General features: G+C 66.0%; 18 protein-coding genes and 1 tRNA gene. 6 read left to right on the plus strand and 13 right to left on the minus strand.

Annotation, left to right across the window (positions count from 1 at the left end):
• Nucleotides 1-163: 163 nt before the first annotated feature.
• From AC5Y21_RS17910 to AC5Y21_RS17935, 6 genes are all read right to left on the minus strand, one after another.
• Nucleotides 164-937, minus strand: coding sequence for a 3'(2'),5'-bisphosphate nucleotidase CysQ (locus tag AC5Y21_RS17910; RefSeq protein ID WP_499914282.1), 774 nt, complete (start codon nt 935-937; stop codon nt 164-166).
• Between the two features lie 61 nt (nt 938-998).
• Nucleotides 999-1,814, minus strand: a complete 816-nt coding sequence (locus AC5Y21_RS17915; RefSeq protein WP_499914219.1) for an SCO1664 family protein — start codon at nt 1,812-1,814, stop codon at nt 999-1,001.
• Nucleotides 1,798-2,385 (minus strand): DUF3090 domain-containing protein, encoded by a 588-nt coding sequence (locus AC5Y21_RS17920; RefSeq protein WP_499914221.1) that lies wholly within the window; start codon nt 2,383-2,385, stop codon nt 1,798-1,800. Before AC5Y21_RS17920 ends, AC5Y21_RS17915 begins: the two co-directional genes overlap by 17 nt.
• 53 nt (nt 2,386-2,438) lie before the next feature.
• On the minus strand, nt 2,439-3,188 hold the full coding sequence (locus tag AC5Y21_RS17925; RefSeq protein WP_499914223.1) for a histidine phosphatase family protein: 750 nt from the start codon (nt 3,186-3,188) through the stop codon (nt 2,439-2,441).
• Nucleotides 3,185-4,015 (minus strand): undecaprenyl-diphosphate phosphatase, encoded by an 831-nt coding sequence (locus AC5Y21_RS17930; RefSeq protein ID WP_499914284.1) that lies wholly within the window; start codon nt 4,013-4,015, stop codon nt 3,185-3,187. Before AC5Y21_RS17930 ends, AC5Y21_RS17925 begins: the two co-directional genes overlap by 4 nt.
• Nucleotides 4,016-4,056: 41 nt before the next feature.
• Nucleotides 4,057-4,359 (minus strand): hypothetical protein, encoded by a 303-nt coding sequence (locus tag AC5Y21_RS17935; RefSeq protein ID WP_499914225.1) that lies wholly within the window; start codon nt 4,357-4,359, stop codon nt 4,057-4,059.
• Between the two features lie 164 nt (nt 4,360-4,523).
• Here AC5Y21_RS17935 and AC5Y21_RS17940 point away from each other — a divergent pair, with 164 nt between their 5' ends.
• Genes AC5Y21_RS17940 through AC5Y21_RS17950 form a run of 3 tightly spaced genes read left to right on the plus strand, consistent with a single transcriptional unit; the run spans nt 4,524 to nt 6,858 of the window.
• Complete coding sequence (locus AC5Y21_RS17940; protein WP_499914285.1) at nt 4,524-5,513, plus strand: YncE family protein; 990 nt, start codon at nt 4,524-4,526, stop codon at nt 5,511-5,513.
• A 47-nt stretch (nt 5,514-5,560) separates the two neighbouring features.
• The gene (locus AC5Y21_RS17945; RefSeq protein ID WP_499914227.1) at nt 5,561-5,767 is read left to right on the plus strand and encodes a DUF5703 family protein; all 207 of its coding nucleotides are present in this window, start codon (nt 5,561-5,563) and stop codon (nt 5,765-5,767) included.
• Nucleotides 5,767-6,858: a quinone-dependent dihydroorotate dehydrogenase gene (locus AC5Y21_RS17950; RefSeq protein ID WP_499914287.1), complete on the plus strand. Its 1,092-nt coding sequence runs from the start codon at nt 5,767-5,769 to the stop codon at nt 6,856-6,858. The genes AC5Y21_RS17945 and AC5Y21_RS17950 overlap by 1 nt, the downstream gene beginning before the upstream one ends.
• A 144-nt stretch (nt 6,859-7,002) precedes the next feature.
• Here AC5Y21_RS17950 and AC5Y21_RS17955 read toward each other — a convergent pair whose 3' ends face one another.
• The 3 genes from AC5Y21_RS17955 to AC5Y21_RS17965 are packed head-to-tail and all read right to left on the minus strand — an operon-like array spanning nt 7,003 to nt 9,533.
• Nucleotides 7,003-7,602 carry an alpha/beta hydrolase gene (locus tag AC5Y21_RS17955; RefSeq protein WP_499914229.1) on the minus strand — a complete coding sequence of 200 codons (600 nt, stop codon included), beginning with the start codon at nt 7,600-7,602 and terminating at the stop codon, nt 7,003-7,005.
• 31 nt (nt 7,603-7,633) lie between these two features.
• Nucleotides 7,634-8,164: a YbhB/YbcL family Raf kinase inhibitor-like protein gene (locus AC5Y21_RS17960; protein WP_499914231.1), complete on the minus strand. Its 531-nt coding sequence runs from the start codon at nt 8,162-8,164 to the stop codon at nt 7,634-7,636.
• A gap of 46 nt (nt 8,165-8,210) precedes the next feature.
• Entirely contained in the window at nt 8,211-9,533 is a 1,323-nt protein-coding gene (locus AC5Y21_RS17965; protein WP_499914232.1) for a M20/M25/M40 family metallo-hydrolase, read from the minus strand.
• 93 nt (nt 9,534-9,626) lie between these two features.
• Between AC5Y21_RS17965 and AC5Y21_RS17970 the strand changes: the two genes are divergently transcribed.
• Nucleotides 9,627-9,712, plus strand: a tRNA-Leu gene (locus AC5Y21_RS17970).
• Here the strand turns inward: AC5Y21_RS17970 and AC5Y21_RS17975 are convergent.
• The 4 genes from AC5Y21_RS17975 to AC5Y21_RS17990 form a co-directional block, all read right to left on the minus strand.
• Complete coding sequence (locus AC5Y21_RS17975; RefSeq protein WP_499914234.1) at nt 9,694-11,340, minus strand: recombinase family protein; 1,647 nt, start codon at nt 11,338-11,340, stop codon at nt 9,694-9,696. The genes AC5Y21_RS17970 and AC5Y21_RS17975 overlap by 19 nt on opposite strands.
• A gap of 213 nt (nt 11,341-11,553) precedes the next feature.
• Nucleotides 11,554-13,029: a replication initiator gene (locus AC5Y21_RS17980; RefSeq protein WP_499914236.1), complete on the minus strand. Its 1,476-nt coding sequence runs from the start codon at nt 13,027-13,029 to the stop codon at nt 11,554-11,556.
• Nucleotides 13,026-14,480, minus strand: a complete 1,455-nt coding sequence (locus tag AC5Y21_RS17985; RefSeq protein WP_499914238.1) for an FtsK/SpoIIIE domain-containing protein — start codon at nt 14,478-14,480, stop codon at nt 13,026-13,028. Before AC5Y21_RS17985 ends, AC5Y21_RS17980 begins: the two co-directional genes overlap by 4 nt.
• Before the next feature lie 108 nt (nt 14,481-14,588).
• A complete protein-coding gene (locus AC5Y21_RS17990) occupies nt 14,589-14,921 on the minus strand; it encodes an SCO3933 family regulatory protein (protein WP_499914240.1) in 333 nt (110 codons plus the stop codon).
• 158 nt (nt 14,922-15,079) lie between these two features.
• Between AC5Y21_RS17990 and AC5Y21_RS17995 the strand changes: the two genes are divergently transcribed.
• Both AC5Y21_RS17995 and AC5Y21_RS18000 read left to right on the plus strand, forming a co-directional pair.
• Nucleotides 15,080-16,279 carry an NsdA family TPR-like regulatory protein gene (locus AC5Y21_RS17995; RefSeq protein ID WP_499914242.1) on the plus strand — a complete coding sequence of 400 codons (1,200 nt, stop codon included), beginning with the start codon at nt 15,080-15,082 and terminating at the stop codon, nt 16,277-16,279.
• Nucleotides 16,276-16,998 (plus strand): creatininase family protein, encoded by a 723-nt coding sequence (locus tag AC5Y21_RS18000; protein ID WP_499914244.1) that lies wholly within the window; start codon nt 16,276-16,278, stop codon nt 16,996-16,998. The genes AC5Y21_RS17995 and AC5Y21_RS18000 overlap by 4 nt, the downstream gene beginning before the upstream one ends.
• The last annotated feature ends 52 nt before the right edge of the window (nt 16,999-17,050 follow it).

A 17,050-nucleotide genomic window follows, 5' to 3' on the forward strand; every position in this document is an offset into this window, starting at 1 on the left:
CGGAGCGGCGCTGGGAAGTGGTCGTCGTCGTGTCCACCTAAGCGCGACAAAAAGATGTCGCTGAAAGGCGGACTTATCGGTGTATGCCGTCTTTTCAGAGGCTGATGTGGCAGTTGTGACCACTGCGACGCGAGTGGCCCCGCAAGCCGCCAGACACGACGGCTCAACCCCACTCCTGGCGGATCGCACCGAGCAGGATCGGTGCCACCTCAGCGCGACACATCACGAAGTCGGGCAGGTATGGGTCGAGCTGGTTGTACCGCAGCGGCGACCCGTCCAGCCGGGACGCGTGCATGCCGGCAGCCATGATCACCCCGGCCGGTGCCGCCGAGTCCCACTCCCACTGGCCGCCGGCATGCAGGTAGGCGTCGACTTCGCCGTCGACGACGGCCATCGCCTTAGCGCCGGCCGAACCGATCGCCACGGGTTGGATCGACACGGTCTGCCGGATGCGGTGCAAGATCGCCGGCGGCCGGGTGGCGCTGACGGCGATCCGGATGGTGCTGGGAACGCCGACGGGCGTGATGCCGTCGGCGACGGTGTCACTGCGGTACACGACGTTCCCGCGGGCCGGCAGCGCCACCGCGGCGTCGGTGATCTCGGAGTCGCTAGCGTCGCCGGTCGGACGTTGCCACAGCGCGATGTGCACCGCCCAGTCGTCGCGCCCGCGGGTGGAGAACTCGCGGGTGCCGTCCAACGGGTCGATGATCCACACCCGGTCGGACGTCAGCCGCACCAAATCGTCGTGAGCCTCCTCGCTGAGCACCGCGTCCCCGGGACGCTCGGCCCGCAGCCGTCGCAGCAATAGCGCGTTGGCCAGGCTGTCACCCGCGTCGCCGAGCGCCCAGGGATGGCCGAAGCCGACCTCTTCGCGCACCTTGAGCAGCAACTCCCCCGCATCCGCGGCGAGATCGGCAGCCAATGCCGCGTCGGTCATCTCATCCGCAAGATTTCCGGGGGCCGGGGTCACCGATTCAGTATCACCGAACGCGCCTGCCCTAAAACGCCGGCCAGGGTATGGCGCGGTGCCGGTTCGGTCCGGGCATGACCGGGTTGTCGAGCAGTGTGCACGCGCGCCGGCGCAGCGCAGCAATTTCTGATCGGGTGATCTGCTCGGCCAGCGTATCGGCAAGTGTGCCGTTCAGCGCATCGGCAAGCCCGCCGACCGCCTTCAGGGTTTTCTCGTCGATCGACTTGCCCGCCCAGCCCCACAACACCGTCCGCAGTTTGTTCTCGACGTGCAGGCTCACGCCGTGGTCGACGCCGTAGATGTGCCCCTCGAGGTCGCGCAGGACGTGGCCGCCCTTGCGGTCGGCGTTGTTGATCAGCACGTCGAACACCGCCATGCGCCACAACCGGATGTCGTCGGCGTGCATCAGGATGACCTCGTCGCCCGCGTAGTCGTAGGCCCGTAGCACCGGCAGATAACCCGGCTCATGAGTGTTGGCGGGAAACAGGTCGACCAAGTCGGGCGAGGGCGCGGGAGCCGAATCTACCGCGTCACCGGGCTGCTGGATCCACAGCTGCAGCATGCCCGGACCCGCCGGCCCGTGACGAATGATCGTGTAGGGCACGATGTTCCAACCCAGTTGCGTCGACACGAGATACGCGGCGAGTTCGCGGCCGGCAAGGGTGCCGTCGGGAAAGTCCCACAATGGCGCCTCCCCTGCGACCGGCTTGTAGACGCAGTGCACGCTGGACTCGCCAAGCGTCGACTCGCACAGAAAGGTGGCGTTGCTGGCCGAGCGGATGCGTCCCAGGACCGTCAGCTCGCCGTGCAGCAACGCCTCCCGTTCGTCACTCTTCGGGGTCATCGTCAGGCCCGAGCAGCGCGCTGCGCTTGTAGCCGTTGGTGCGCGCGCAGATGTGGCCCTCCGGGTCCAACGGTTCGTCGCAGAGCGGGCACGGCGGACGTCCCGCCGAGATGACGCGGTTGGAGCGAGTTGCGAACTGCCGGGCCGACTCCGGCGTCAGGAACACCCGCACCGCGTCGGGACCGTCCTCGGTGTCGTCGAGCACCACCGACGCGTCGAACTCGGCATCGGTGACGGCCAGCAATTCGACCACCACAGTCTGAGCCTCGGAATCCCAACCCAGGCCCATGGTTCCGACTCGAAACTCCGCGTCGACGGGCATGATCAGCGGACTGAGGTCATCGATCTCGGTGGGCTCCGGAGGCACCGGAGTGCCGAACCTGCGGTTTACCTCGAGCAGCAGCGCGCCGATCCGTTCGGCGAGAACCGCGACCTGCTGCTTTTCCAGGACCACCGACACCACCCGGGCGTCGTGCGCGGCCTGGATGTAGAAGGTCCGATTTCCGGGCTGGCCAATGGTCCCGGCAACGAAACGGTCGGGTGTGCGGAAAACGTGAATTGCGCGCGCCATGGCACCTCCCAAAATACCGGCAGTGGCCGTTGCAACGCGATTCGTTTGGCCCATTAGTCGGTGGTTCCGCCTACGATTGCGTCCCCGGATGGCACCGGGCCACCCGGCTCCTGCTGCGGCTTTTCCTGTTCGTCCGGGGAATCCGCGTGAGGCTCCCCCGGTGGCTTGGGCGCGGCGCGCAGTCCGGCGGAAAGCCGCGCACCGGTGTGGTTGACGTGCAGCACGAATGGCCGCAGCTGGGTGTAGTGGATGACGCTGATCGACGCGGGGTCGGCGTTGACGCGCTGGAAGCTGTCCAGGTGCATGCCGTACGCGTCGGCGATCACCGCCTTGATGACGTCGCCGTGGCTACACGCCAGCCACAGCGCGTCCCCGCCATATTCCAGGGCGAGCCGTCGGTCGTATTCGCGGACGGCGGCCACGGCGCGGGCCTGGACCTGCGCCAACCCCTCGCCGCCGGGGAACACCGCCGCGCTGGGATGAGCCTGAACCACCCGCCACAACGGCTCCTTGGCCAGCTCGCCCATTTTGCGGCCGGTCCATTCCCCGTAGTCCACTTCGGCGATCCGCTCGTCGATAACCGGTTCGAGACACAGCGCCGTGGCCAGCGGTTCGACCGTGCGCCGGCACCGCAGCATCGGTGAGGACACGACCGCCCGGATGGCCAGGTCACCGATCCGATCGATCAGCCCCGCGGCCTGGTCACGGCCCTTGTCGTCAAGATCGACGCCCTCGGACCGGCCGGCCAGGACACCGGCGGTGTTCGAGGTGGACCGCCCGTGCCGCAACAGGATCACGGTCATGTCGCGGCCACCGTCCCGCTCGCCAGCAGGATCAGCACGGCCGTCCCGGCCAGCACCCGGTAGCCGACGAACCAATACATGTTGTGCTGCACCAGAAATCGCAGCAGCCAGGCCACTGCGGCCAGGCCGATGACGAACGCGATCAACGTGGACACCAGCAGCTGCGGACCGGTGGCGCTCATGCCCTTGGTGACCGGATGGAAGGCATCCGGCAACGAGAACAGACCGGATGCGAACACCGCCGGAATGGCCAGCAGAAAGCCGAAGCGGGCGGCCAATTCGCGGTCGAGACCGAGAAACAGACCGGCGCTGATGGTGGATCCGGAGCGTGAGACGCCGGGGACCAGCGCCAGGCATTGAGCAACGCCGACGACGACGGCATCGCGCCAGTTCAGCTCGTCGATCCGGCGGGTCTGTCGACCGAGGTATTCGGCCAGCGCGATCACCGCCGAGAACGCCACCAGCGCGGTGGCCACCACCCACAAGTTGCGCACGCCCGAGCGGATCGCCTCTTTGAAGAACAGGCCCAGGATGCAGATTGGGATGGTGCCGATGATGACGTACCAGCCGAGCCGGTAGTCGGCGTTACGGTGCGACTTGACCACCAATCCGTTAAACCAGGCCTTGAGGATGCGCACGATGTCTCGCGCGAAGTAGACGAGCACCGCGGCCTCGGTGCCGAGCTGGCTGACCGCGGTGAACGAGGCCCCGGCATCGTCGGCGAAGAAGATCCCGGACACGATCGCCAAGTGCCCCGAGGATGACACCGGCAGAAATTCGGTCAGCCCCTGTACCACGGATAACACGATGACTTGCCACCAGGACATCGCCGAAACCGCAGTCACGACGACGACCGTACCTGGTGCGGCTAGCGCGACACCGCCACAGCATGGGCGACGGAGTCGCGCACGGCGGCGGCCAGGCTGCGCTCGTCGGTCACGTCGATCTCGACCAGGCTGCGGACCGCCCTGGCGACCACGTCTTCAGCCTGCGGAACCGGGCCGGCCAGGCGCGGCCGGTAAATTTCGACGACGAGCGAGCGGTGCTCGATGTGGAAAGAGAAACTGCGTCCATCACCGACTTGTCCGTAACCGCTGGCGAAAACTCCTGCTGTCATGTCCTCGACAGCAAACTCCTTGTCTGCGAGATGCCGGTCAGCAGCGACGGTCATGTCGCCAAGATACCTCGTGGAAACGAGTTGTTGTGCGCGACATGACGTTATGGATTCAACTTGCGCCCATGAAGTTACATAGAATTCGAAACACGTGTTCTAAAGTCGAGGACAAGCCTTTGCCATTGCAACCTAAACGGGCAGCTCAGTGCGTCCTGGCCGTTCTGTCGACTTTGCTGGTGGCGACCGCGTGTTCGTCGAATCCTTTGAATGGTTCACCACCCACGATCCCGCCGGCGCACGCCGCCGAGTCTCCGCAGGTGTCGCAAAATCCGGCGGGCATGATCGCACCGCTGGGCGGTCACCCAATGGCCGCGGTAGTCGACGGCGGCACTCGCCAACTGGTGGTGCTGTGCCCCGGCGCCGACCCGGCGGCACCGGCCAGTATCAGCGTTTTCGTCGCGGCGAGGGTATCGCCGGCCGCCATCGGCCTGCCCGGGCCCGCGACCGCGCTCACCAGCGACGGCCGCGGCACCGCCTACCTCGCCGCGCGCGGCGGCTACTTCATGGTCGATCTGTCCGCCGGCCGTGCGACACGGGTGAATGTCGGCGGCGCGGAGACCACCGATTTCACCGCGATCGCCCGCCGCGCCGACGGGAAACTGGTGTTGGGCAGCGCCGACGGCGCGGTTTACACGGTTGGCGGTGACGGGTCGGTGACCAACCGCAAAAAAATCTTCGCCCGCGTCGATGGCCTTGTCACACAAGGGGATACGACGGTCGTGCTGGATCGCGGCCAGACGTCGGTCACGACCATTGGCGCCGACGGCCGTGTCGAACAGGCGCTGCGGGCCGGTGAAGGCGCAACCACGCTGGCCGCCGATTCGCTGGGCCGGGTGTTGGTCGCCGACACCCGCGGCGGTCAACTGCTGGTCTACGGCGTTGACCCGCTGATTTTGCGGCAGGCCTACCCGGTGCGGCAGGCCCCGTACGGGCTGGCCGGGTCGCGCAAACTGGCCTGGGTATCCCAAACCGCGTCGAACATTGTCATTGGTTACGATCTGACGACTGGAATTCCCGTCGAGAAGGTGCGTTACCCAACCGTGCAGCAACCCAACTCGCTGGCCTTTGACGAAGCGTCGGACACCTTGTACGTGGTGTCGGGGTCGGGTGCTGGTGTGCAAGTCATCGAGCACGCGGCGGGCTCGCGTTGACAAGCCGACCCGCGCGGAGCCGGCTACCCGCCGGTTGGGACACCGAGATGTCCGACGAATACGAGTGGGCGCCGTTGCGCCTGCCGCCGGAGGTAACCCGCCTGAGCGCATCCACGAGGCTGTCCATCGAGGCCGAATACCGCGGCTGGGAGCTGACGCGGGTGCGGCTCTATACCGACGGCAGCAGGCGAGTCCTGTTGCGTCGCAAGAAGTCTCGTCTGGAGAACCAACGGTTAGACCAGCCGGAACTATGATCTACGGCCTGATGCGGCGGCTGCTGTTCTTGGTGCCGCCGGAGCGCATTCACACGCTGGTCTTCGCGATGCTGCGCGGCGTCACCGCGATTGCGCCGCTGCGCCGATTGCTGCACCGACTGCTGGGCCCCACGGATCCGATACTCGCCAGCACGGTGTTCGGGGTGCGTTTCCCCGGACCGCTGGGGCTGGCCGCCGGGTTCGACAAGGACGGCACGGGGCTGCTCACCTGGGGCGCGCTGGGTTTCGGATACGCCGAGATCGGGACGGTCACCGCGCACCCGCAGCCCGGCAACTCCGCGCCGCGGATGTTCCGGTTGCCCGACGACCGCGCCCTGCTGAACCGCATGGGGTTCAACAACTACGGCGCGGGCGCGCTGGCGATGCGGCTCGCGCGACACCGCCCCGAGGTACCGATTGGGGTGAACATCGGCAAGACGAAGAAGACCGCCGCTGCCGACGCCGTCGACGACTACCGGGCCAGCGCTCGGTTGCTCGGCCCGCTGGCGTCGTACCTGGTGGTCAATGTCAGCTCGCCGAACACGCCGGGACTGCGGGACCTGCAGGCGATCGAGTCGCTGCGGCCCATCCTGTCCGCCGTCTCAGCGGAGGTGTCACGGACCTCGACACCGGTGCTGGTGAAGATCGCGCCCGACCTCTCCGACTCCGATGTCGACGACATCGCCGACTTGGCAGTCGAACTCGGCCTGGCCGGCATCGTGGCAACCAACACCACGGTGTCGCGTGACGATTTGGCCACACCCGGAGTCGAAAGGCTTGGCAACGGCGGCATCTCGGGTCCGCCGGTGGCGCGCCGCGCTGTCGAGGTGCTGCGCCGACTCTACGGCCGGGTCGGCGATCGGCTGGTGCTGATCAGCGTGGGCGGCATCGAAACCGCCGACGACGCGTGGGAGCGGATCACCGCGGGCGCGTCGTTGCTGCAAGGCTATACCGGCTGGATTTACGGCGGGGGCTTGTGGCCCAAGCACATTCACGACGGGATAGCCCGTCGCCTGCATGACGGCGGGTTCACGTCGCTGCACGAGGCGGTCGGCTCGGCGACCCGCAAGGCGCAGCGGCCGCCGGGCTAAGTCACCCAGGCCACCGGGCTGGCCGTCCCGATGCCGTCGGTTGCACAAAGACGATAAACACCCAGGCTTCTGCTGCTACTGAGGTATGCAAAATGTGGACCATTCAGTACGCGCTCACTCCGAGCGGCTGAGATCCGGCGACCCTCACCGTCCCGGAGTTTCGGCAGAAGTCAGATAGTCGGCGACGAAATCGGTTATGAGACGGTGCCATTCCCGCCACCGTCGCACCATGTGGTGGCCGACGCCCTCGATGCCCACCCACTGCGCGGCCAGCCCACGCTGGCGAGCCCGCAACGTCTGGGCCCGCGAGTCGCGCGGGTTGGTGCGGGTGTCGGCGGTGCCGTGCACGACCAGCAACCGCGTGCCTAGCGGGATCAGGTCGGCCTTATCGCCCTCCCACCATGGCGCCAGCGCCACCACAGCGCCAATGTCATTCTGGGCGGACAAGTACGCCGCAACCCGCCCGCCCATCGAATGACCAACCAACACAACCGTTTTGGCGTTCCCGCTGTCCTGGATATCGTCGAGCACCGCCTTGGCGTCTTGCACCGGATCCCGCCGTGGGCTGTTCCATCCGCGCAGCCGGTACTGGACCCGTCGAACCTCGACATCGGGCCCCAGCCTGCGCCGCAATGCGCGGGCGACGAACAGCATGCGGACGTTGGCCAACTGCCACCGCCGCGATGGCTCGTTGCTACGTATCTTGCCGCCCGGCAGCACCAACACACACGCGCGTGGGTTCACAACGTTGATTCGGAGCCGACGGCGGGACGGTCTACGTCTGTTCGTAGGTGCCGTGGATGTAGGCCCGCGCGATGGCCTGCTGGAACAGGTTGAATCCCAGGTAGGCCGGGCTGGCGTCCTCGCTTAGGTCGATCTTTTCGACCTTAACCGCGTGCACCGCGACGTAGTAGCGGTGCACGCCGTGGCCCGGAGGCGGCGCAGCACCGATGTAACGGCGCATGCCAGCGTCGTTCAGCAGCGTCAGCGCGTCGCCGGGCAGGTCACTGCCGTCGCCCACACCGTCTGGCAACTCGGTGACGTTGGCGGGCAGGTTTGCCACCGCCCAGTGCCAGAACCCGGACAGGGTCGGCGCGTCCGGATCGTAGGCGGTGACCGCGAAGCTGCGGGTTTCCTCGGGGAAGCCCGACCAGCTCAGCTGGGGGCTGACGTCCTCTCCGCCGGCCCCCATGATTCCGCTGACTTGCGGTGTGGCCAGCGGCTGCCCATCGGTGATCGAGTTCGAGCTCAAGTTGAAACGTGGCAGTTTGGGCAGCGCGTCGTACGGGTCGGGCGGCGAGATCATCCTGGGTCCTCTCGTGTGATCGGCTTCGGTCGGGTCTAGCGTTCGGTTAGCAGTTTGTCAGCAAGTGTGTCAGCACGTCGGTGCCGAACCTCAGCGCATCGATGGGTACCCGCTCGTCGATGCCATGGAACAACGATGAGAAATCCAGTTCCGGCGGCAGCCGCAGCGGACTGAAGCCGAAGCAACGAATACCCAAGCGCGCGAAGGCCTTAGCGTCGGTGCCACCAGACAACATGTAGGGCACCGTTCGGCCGTCGGGATCGACTGCCAGCACCGCAGCATTCATGGCATCGACGAGATCGCCGTCGAAGGTCGTTTCATACGACGGCAAATCCCTGATCCACTCCCGGGTGACGTCTGGGCCGAGCAACTCATCCACCTCGGCCTGAAACGCCGCCTGCCGACCGGGCAACACGCGGCAGTCCACGATGGCTTCGGCCGTGGCCGGGACCACGTTGGCCTTGTATCCGGCCTTGAGCATTGTCGGGTTTGCGGTGTCGCGCAGGATGGCCTTGAGCATGCGGGCCATCGGGCCGAGTTTCTCGACCGCCCCTTCCAGATCGGGCGACTCGGCGTCGAAGGCGAGGCCGGTCTCCTCACTGATGGCCGCCAGAAACTGCACAACGGTGTCGGTCAGCACGAGCGGAAACTGGTGGCGGCCCAGCCGGGCCACCGCCTCGGCCAATACCGTGACGGCATTGTGGTCGTGCACCATCGAGCCGTGTCCGGGCCGGCCGCGGGCGGTCAGTCGCATCCACTGAATGCCTTTTTCGGCCGTCTCGATCAGGTAGAGCCGGCGCTCGCCGCCGTCGGGGCGAGGCACCGTCAGAGAGAAGCCTCCGACTTCGCCGATCGCCTCGGTGATGCCCTCGAACAAATCGGGCCGATTATTGACCAGCCATTGGGCTCCGTAGGTGCCGCCGTGCTCCTCGTCGGCGATGAACCCGAACACCAAGTCGCGCGGCGGCACGGTGCCGGTCCGCTTCAGGTGCCTGGCGACCACGATCATCATGCCGACCATGTCCTTCATGTCGACCGCGCCGCGGCCCCAGACATAGCCGTCTTCGATTGCTCCGGAGAACGGGTGGACGCTCCATTCGGCCGCTTCGGCCGGCACCACGTCGAGGTGCCCATGAATCAGCAGGGCACCTCGGGACCGGTCCGCCCCGGGCAGGCGAGCGAACACATTGCCGCGGCCGGGCGCACCGGATTCGACGTATTCGGGCTGGTAGCCGACGTCCCTAAGCTGCTCCGCAATCCACTGCGCGCATTCGGCCTCGCCCTTGGTGGTCGCCGGGTCGCCGGTGTTGGTGGTGTCGAACCGGATCAGCCTGCTGACAACCTCGGCCACGTCATCGCTCACAGTCACTTTTCTTACACCTTGGCTACCAGTGCGCACGCTGCTGGGTTGGGCGGGCGCAGCGCAATCCGATAGCCTTAGCTGCCAACTCAGGTTGGTCTGGTCCGAGTGGCGGAATGGCAGACGCGCTAGCTTGAGGTGCTAGTGCCCTACTAATGGGCGTGGGGGTTCAAGTCCCCCCTCGGACACGTCCGGCGACACGACTCAAGTCGGCCATCGCCGTGACCCGCTGAAGTTGCGGGTCGTAATCAAGACGCAGGCCCAGGCTTGCGTACACCTGGGCACGTTCGGACCCGGTCGCCTCTTTAAGCACCGCTGATAGTCCGCCTAGCTCTTCGACCAACTCGCTGATCTGTGCGGCCGACATGGCGCAGGGTCGCTCGACTCGCTCAAGGCGGGCCGTTAGCTCGTCGCGCTCGGCGGTGCGTTGCCGCAGTGCGGCGGTGAGGTCCTCGATGGCCACGCCAGACTCCAATGCCGCGATGAGAGCAGCAACCTTGCGGTTGGCGTCGCTGAGCTGGCGCTGCAAGGCTGCGTAGCCGGCTCCGGCCACCGGGTCCACCTCTTGCCCGCGCGCCAGGTCTTCCGGATCGGCCAGGGACGCGATCCACTCGTCGAGTCGGGCGGTCACCGCATCCTCACGGAGATAGACGGTGCGCGGGTGATCGCTCAGGTCTATGGGCACCGAACGCGACTTACCGAGTTCACAGCGGTACAGGATGCGGGTGGTCCCTTTCCCTACGCGCGCGGCGCCCTGCATCCGCCGACCACACGCAGCGCAGAACAACAGCCCGCGCAGCGCATACGGCACTATCGATTCTCTGCTGCAAACCAGACCGGGACCACGCCGCGCCTGGATACGAATACGAGTAGCCTGAGCCAAATCGTCGGGGACCAGCGCTTCGTGCGTGCGGCGGTCCGGCGCAATCCAGTCTGCCTGATCACGCCACCGCATGCGTGTCTCGTACCCCGCGGCGACATCGTCAGGGTTGACCAGGACCTCGTACTTCTCCTGCTTGCCCCAAACGCGGATACCGAGATATGTCGGGTTGTCGAGGATCGCGCGGATCGCCGAATGAGACCAACCTCGCGGGTCACGGTGACGATTCCGAAGTGGGTCGTACTGGCTCGGCGATGGCACTCCATCGTCGGTGAGCCGTTGCGCTATGTAGCGCAGGCCCGCGCCATCGGCATACATGCGGTAGATCCGCTCGACGGTCGGGGCTGTCGCGGGGTCAGGTTCGAGGCGGTGAAGTCGCTGCCCGAGATTTGCCTTGGCGGGGTTCGGGTGCGGGCCGGCATCGACGAGCCGATAACCATAGGGCGGTCGGCCACCGAGGTATCTGGACGTGTCCTGCGCGAGCGCCGACATCGCCGTACGGACGCGCATCTGGATTCGGGCGCGCTCCCCCTTGCTCATGCCGCCGAACAACGTCATCACCAGGTCGTGTGCTTCGGAGCCGGGATCGACCGCTCCGCCGACCTCAGGGACCCACAAGCCAACTCCATAGTGCGTGAGCACCGGGAAAGTGAGCGCGAACTGCGGCCCGTAGAACGCGCGGGCGGGCTCGCCGATCACCACGGCGTCGAAGCCACGATCCCTGCCGGTGACATCGGCTAGGAGACGCGACGCCTCGGGCCTACGCTTCCACGGCAGCGAACGGCTTTGTCCCACATCAAAATAATCAGTCACGAGGACACCGCCGTGCGGAGTGATCAGGTCGAGGGCACGCCGCTTCTGCCAGCTACGGCTCGCCTCCGGGTCTTGAGCGTCCTCCGTGCTCACTCGGCCGTAGAAGGCGAACCTCTGGCTCACGCGATTCCCCTCTCCGATCCGAGCATCCGGTCCCGCACCGCCATTATGACGTGTACCAGCGCACGGTTGGCTTCGCGCGAAAGTCGATAGTGGTCGGGCATGACGATTTCAACATCTGCCTCTGACATGGTCGGCGCGTCGATACGATCGTGACACTCGGAGCGCGCATGTGCTGTTCGGGACGTGTCAGTCATCGCGTCCCCCTGGCGGATCTCATTGTTGGTCACGGGCTTGGCGACGGGCTTCCACCAGCCCGATGCGGCGGGTGTGGATGCGTCGGAGGGCCGCGCAGTAGACGAGGGTGTGGTCGCCGGGGGTGGCGTGTCCGGCGTGGTCGAAGTCCCACCACACGTCGTCGCTTTGCTCGGTTAGATCGAGTGGCGAATCATGTTGTGGTGAACAGTCTTTGCCTGCTTGTTGTCGGGTCCAGGTGGCGCGGGCGGCGCGCAGGGCGCCCATGGTGGTCGAGTAACGCCGCGATTTGGTAGTGATGTGGCCGCGGTAGCCCAGGGTGTGCAGCCAGCGCCCGATCCCCGCCAAGGCGTCGATACCGAGAGTGTGGGCTTGGTCTGCTAGGTGCGCGATGGTGGTCAGGATCGCCCGGACGTGGTCGGTGACGTCGAGGTCCGCGATGGCTTCAGCCGATAGGCGACGGGCGGCGACACCGAAGTCTTGCAGGGATTTGGTGACGTATTTGGCCAGGTATCCGGCGATGCGGCGTGACGATTCTGTTGGCGCCGTGTGGTTTTCGGTCCCCAGTGGTTGGGTATCGATCTGGGTGCCGAACCGGACGACCAGCGGCGCAGCGTCGCCAGACTGGTTGGTATCAGGGTTGGGGACGTCGAGAGTGACAGCGCGGGCGGCCTGCTGGATAAGGACGGCGAGTGTGGCGGCAGACATCGGCGGCTCCCAGCCAGGGCCGGCAGCGACGGTGCCGGCGGCGGGGTCGTCGGGTGGATCGAGCCGGATGAGAGCGTGGATGTGCGGGATGGCGCGTGCCTGCATTTCGACGACCTTGACGAAACTGGCTTTCACCGAACCCGGTTTAATGCCAGCAGCTTTGAGGTGTTTGGCGAGATTGCGTCGTAGGGCGATGGTGAAGCGTCGCCATAGTTCGGGCAGGTGCCAGGTGAATAGGACGTGCCCGAGGTAGTCATAGCATTCGGCGCACAGCGGTTGTCCGACTGTGGGGTCAGTGTGGTTATGGATGGTTCTGCACCGCAGGGGTTTTCCGTGCGGGCATCGCTTGTAGCCGCCCATCATCCTGTGGTCATGGCACACGCTGCCTGTGCTGCCATGGACGGAGCCGAAGCTGGGCGCGGTCAGCGTGGCGAATACCTGGGGGCGCTCGGCCACGGCTGGGGTGATGTTGTGGCGGCCTCCGGTGGTGCCGGCGGCGACGAGCTGCCAGGTGTCGCGGGCGTACAGGTCTGAGCAGGAGGGGCAGACGGTGGCGCGGCGGTTGTTGCACCGCACCCATACGGTTCTTTTGCGGCCGTGGTCGTCGGTGCCGATGAGTTGGATGGGGTTGGCGCAGAACCCGACCGATCCGGCGCGACGCCACCAGCCGTCGAATCCCGGCGAGGAAGCGCGGCGCATCATCTGGGTGATCACCCGGTGGTGGTCGATGTCGGCGGGAAGACCCGGCAGCGTGATTGCCGGGCTCCCTGCCTCGTGCGCGCCACTCACTGGTGCCCCACACGGTTGCCGCTGTCGCCGTCTGTGTCGGTGGTGCTCGCGTTGTCGGGCTTCCTAGCCTGGGATGAGCGTGCGCGCCGCGCGGGAAAGGCGCGCACCAGATAGGCGATATCGGCGTCGGTGACCCAGAAGGCGCGCACGCGGATCGGGTGGGCGATGCCATCGGTCATCACGTAGCCGACCCCGGGAGTGCCGTCGGGGATCAGATCGCATTCGGCCCCGGCCTCGCGGGCCCCCTGGCCCAGGACCATGGCGGTTTGCGATGCCTCGGTCAGCCGCAACCCGATCCGCACCGTGAACAGCTGCCGCACCGGCAAGGTGTCTTTGGACGGGTCCTGCACCGCCGCCACCACCGAGATACCCACCGCGCGGCCCTGCGAGAGCAACAGCCCCAGCAGTTGTTCGATTTCAGTCTTGATCTTGCGGTCGGTGACATAGGAGGTCAGAGCCGCGATTTCATCGATGACAACCACGAACAACGGATCGGCCGTGGTCGGTGTATGTAGGCGGGCGTGCCCGCGCAGCCGGTTGGCGCGGTCATGCATCAACGTGACCAGCGCACGCAGCAGTTCCAGGGTTTGGCCGGTGGCGTCGTGGGCGAAGAACGAAAACATCGGCGCACCGGCACCGAGTTCCATGCCGCCCTTAGGGTCGATCACGCACAGCCGGACCCGCCCGATCTTCACGTCCGGAGCTAGACCGGCGATCAGTGACCACAACACGCTGCCCTTGCCCGCGCCGGTGGCCCCGGCTACCAGCAGGTGATGCCCGAGGATCGGCAGCCGCCAGACGCCCCGGTCCTCTTTGACCCCGACGCCGATGGCCGACAAGTTCACCGTCGCGCCGGGTTGGGGCATTGGCAGCGCGACGGGTTCAGCCAGCACGTCGCCGCGCATAATCGTGATCCGGATTTCGCCGGGTGCGATGGCGGTGATGGTGATCCGGTCCGCCGTCCACGCCGCGGCCAACGCATCCGCTTGGCGGTGCCAGTGGGTGATCGATTGGCCCGTCACTACCCGCACCGCAAGGATGTCGGTGCGATCACCGATGCACACCCCGAGTAGTACTGGAATCAGTTGGCGGTCAGCGAGTTTGGCGGTCAACCCATGCAGACTGCAGACGTGTTCCCAGCGGCGCCGATAGCGCCACCAGGTCTGCGCATAGTGGGTGGGCGGGTCGATCACCCACCGCTGCAAACTGTTCTCGTCGACGAATCCCCACAGAATGTACAGGGCAACGAAACCTGCGAGGGTGAAGAATCCCGCGTTCACGCCCTGCCAGCACGCCACACCGACCGCGACAGCGACAGGGGTCCCGAGCAGCGGGAACCGTGCACCCCACCACAGCAGCCGCCCGGCCACCACCAGGATTGACCAAATAAGTTCACCGACCCAATCCTCATCAGAGGATTGAGGTTTGCTCTTGTTGTTTGTGTTCGACACGAATATTTCTGCCTTTCGTGAAACAGCATGTGGGAGTGGGGAAACCACCCCGACAGCGCTCAAAAGCGACGTGAGCAAAGAGCCGCTGCCGGGATGGTTCCGTGGCGGTTACGGGCGCGGCGTGGAACTCGGCTTGCCGCCCTCGGCGATGGTGATCGTCTCGGCGCGGAACGCGATACCGCTGCGGCCGTCCTGCGACCAGGGCAGTGCCACCAGACCGGTCACCGATACCTGCTGACCCACAGTGACTTTCGGTGCACCAGGCACGGTCACAGACAAGACGTCGCCGCCATCGGCATCTAGCGCCATCAACTGCACCGCATGGAGCACCGCACCCGTGGCCTTATCGATCTTGGGCTGCCCGGTACCGAAATCGGTTCGCGGCTCCGGTGTTTTCGTGCACATGAACGACACCGCAGCGGTGTCGATTTTGAGTTTCATCTGTTCTGTCCTTTCCAATCGTTGTCACCTGTGTGGTGACCGGATCTAGGACAGCGCGATCGGGGGAATCGGCGATAGCGGCAGCTAGGAACAGTAAGGAACACTGTGAACGCGCAGATATGGCCGGACCTGCAGCGTTGGTCATGCATGATCCTTATATGGCCTTGACCGACCCTGCTCGCCGCCAGAGCGGACTACGGGTTCATCAAGCGCGCGAGGACGCCAAGATGAGCCTGAGCGATCTGGCAGCCAGAGTCGAGACGGTCCGCAAGCAGCGCGGCGACACACCGCCGGACCGGGCTACGTTGCGCCAGCAAATCGTCCGGATCGAAGGCGGCGGCAGTGCAGGGCCGATGTGGCGAGCCGACCTCGCCGAAGCATTAGGCCGCGATGCTGCCGAACTGTTCGGGCTGACGGTCGAAACCAGCTTGCCGCGTCCGCTTCTGCTGCAGCTTCCGGTTGACCGTGATGTCCTGACCGTGATCGCTGACCAGCGCGCAGTCCACATTCGGGCCGAACATACCTTCGGCCCGGAGTACGCCCAGCCGCTGGTGGAACGCGACTTGCAGACCGTCGAGGCGCTCATCAAATCCACACCCGCCGAGCTACGCACCCAGGTACGTGAGATAGCGGGAACCATCGCCGAAGTCGCCGGCTGGATAGCGCAAGACCTCGGGGACCACCCCAGAGCGCGGGAACTGACCGATCGGGCCGCCGATCACCTGCGGGCCGCCGCCCCTGACCTACGCGCGATGGTGTGGATGCGCAAATCCAACATCATCGCCAGCCAGGACCCCGATCTGGCGGTCGAACTCGCCGCCGATGCCGCACGATTGATAGACGGCCACGAGGTAGGGCGGCTGCAAGCCAGCATCGCCCGACAACAGGCCCTCGCTGCGATCGCCAACCAGGACAAACAGGGGTTCTTACGTCACGCCGCGCATGCACTCGAACTCGGCGATATCAACCCCGCCGCCGATGATCGCGCCACCTACGCCCATGCCGGATTCGTTGCCAGCGATATCGCCGCGGGATACCTGGAACTGGGCCACCCACGACAGGCCGTCGAGCTGCTCACCCGGCACCAGCCATCCTGGACCTCCCATCAGCATCGCGACTGGGCCGTCGCCGACATCCGGTTACTGCACGCTCTCATTGCGATCCGCGAGTACCAACTCGCCTGCACTCACGCCGCCGAAGCCCTGCGCGGTTACTTGGCCGCGCCATCCCAACGCGCGCGGCGACACCTCGCCCGCTGCGCAACCCTTCTGCGCGAACGGCGCCGACACGACAAAAGCCCAGTGCTGCAACAACTTTTCGGACAGATCAAGGACGCAACCGAAGGAATCGCCCCGTGACCGACACCGTCATCCCCAATATCACCACGGCCAGCGACCACGCCCGAGCCGAGCTTGCGGTCCTGCCAGTCGGCTCGTTCGAGCAGCACGGCCCGTACCTGCCACTTGGCACCGACACGCTCGTTGCGGTCGCAGTTGCAAGCTCAATCAGCGCACATCACAACATTTTTCAGCTTCCCCCCGTCGCTTTCAGCTGCTCCCAGGAACACGCCGCATTCGCCGGAACTGTCAGCATCACCGCCAGCACCCTGGCTGCTGTCATCGGCGACATCGCCCACTCCCTGGCCGCGCAACATGTCCGCGGGCTAATGATCGTCAACGCCCACGGTGGCAACGCAGTCCTGACTAACGTTGTCCAGCAAGCCAACCGCCCCGGCGCACCGGTCCGGCTCGGCCTGTACCCCAGCCGTGACGACTGGACCGAAGCACGCGAAGCCGCCGACATCACCAGCACCAGCCATGAGGACATGCACGCCGGTGAACTCGAAACGTCGATACTGCTGGCGGCCTACCCCGAATATCTGCGTGACGGCTGGGCTGGTGCCGACCACAGCCCCGACGACCGCCGCTACCTGACCACCCTCGGCATCGCGGCCTACACCGACAGCGGCGTCATCGGTTACCCCAGCCGCGCCAACGCTACCAAGGGCAGAAAAACCCTCGACCACCTAGGACGCAACGCCAAAACGCTCCTAAACATCCTCACCGCACCGCAATAGCCGACCAAACCAGGGCGGCGGCTACCGTCCGCTTGGCCGCTCCCGTCCGCCG

Source organism: Mycobacterium sp. NGS41 (genome assembly GCF_059812725.1).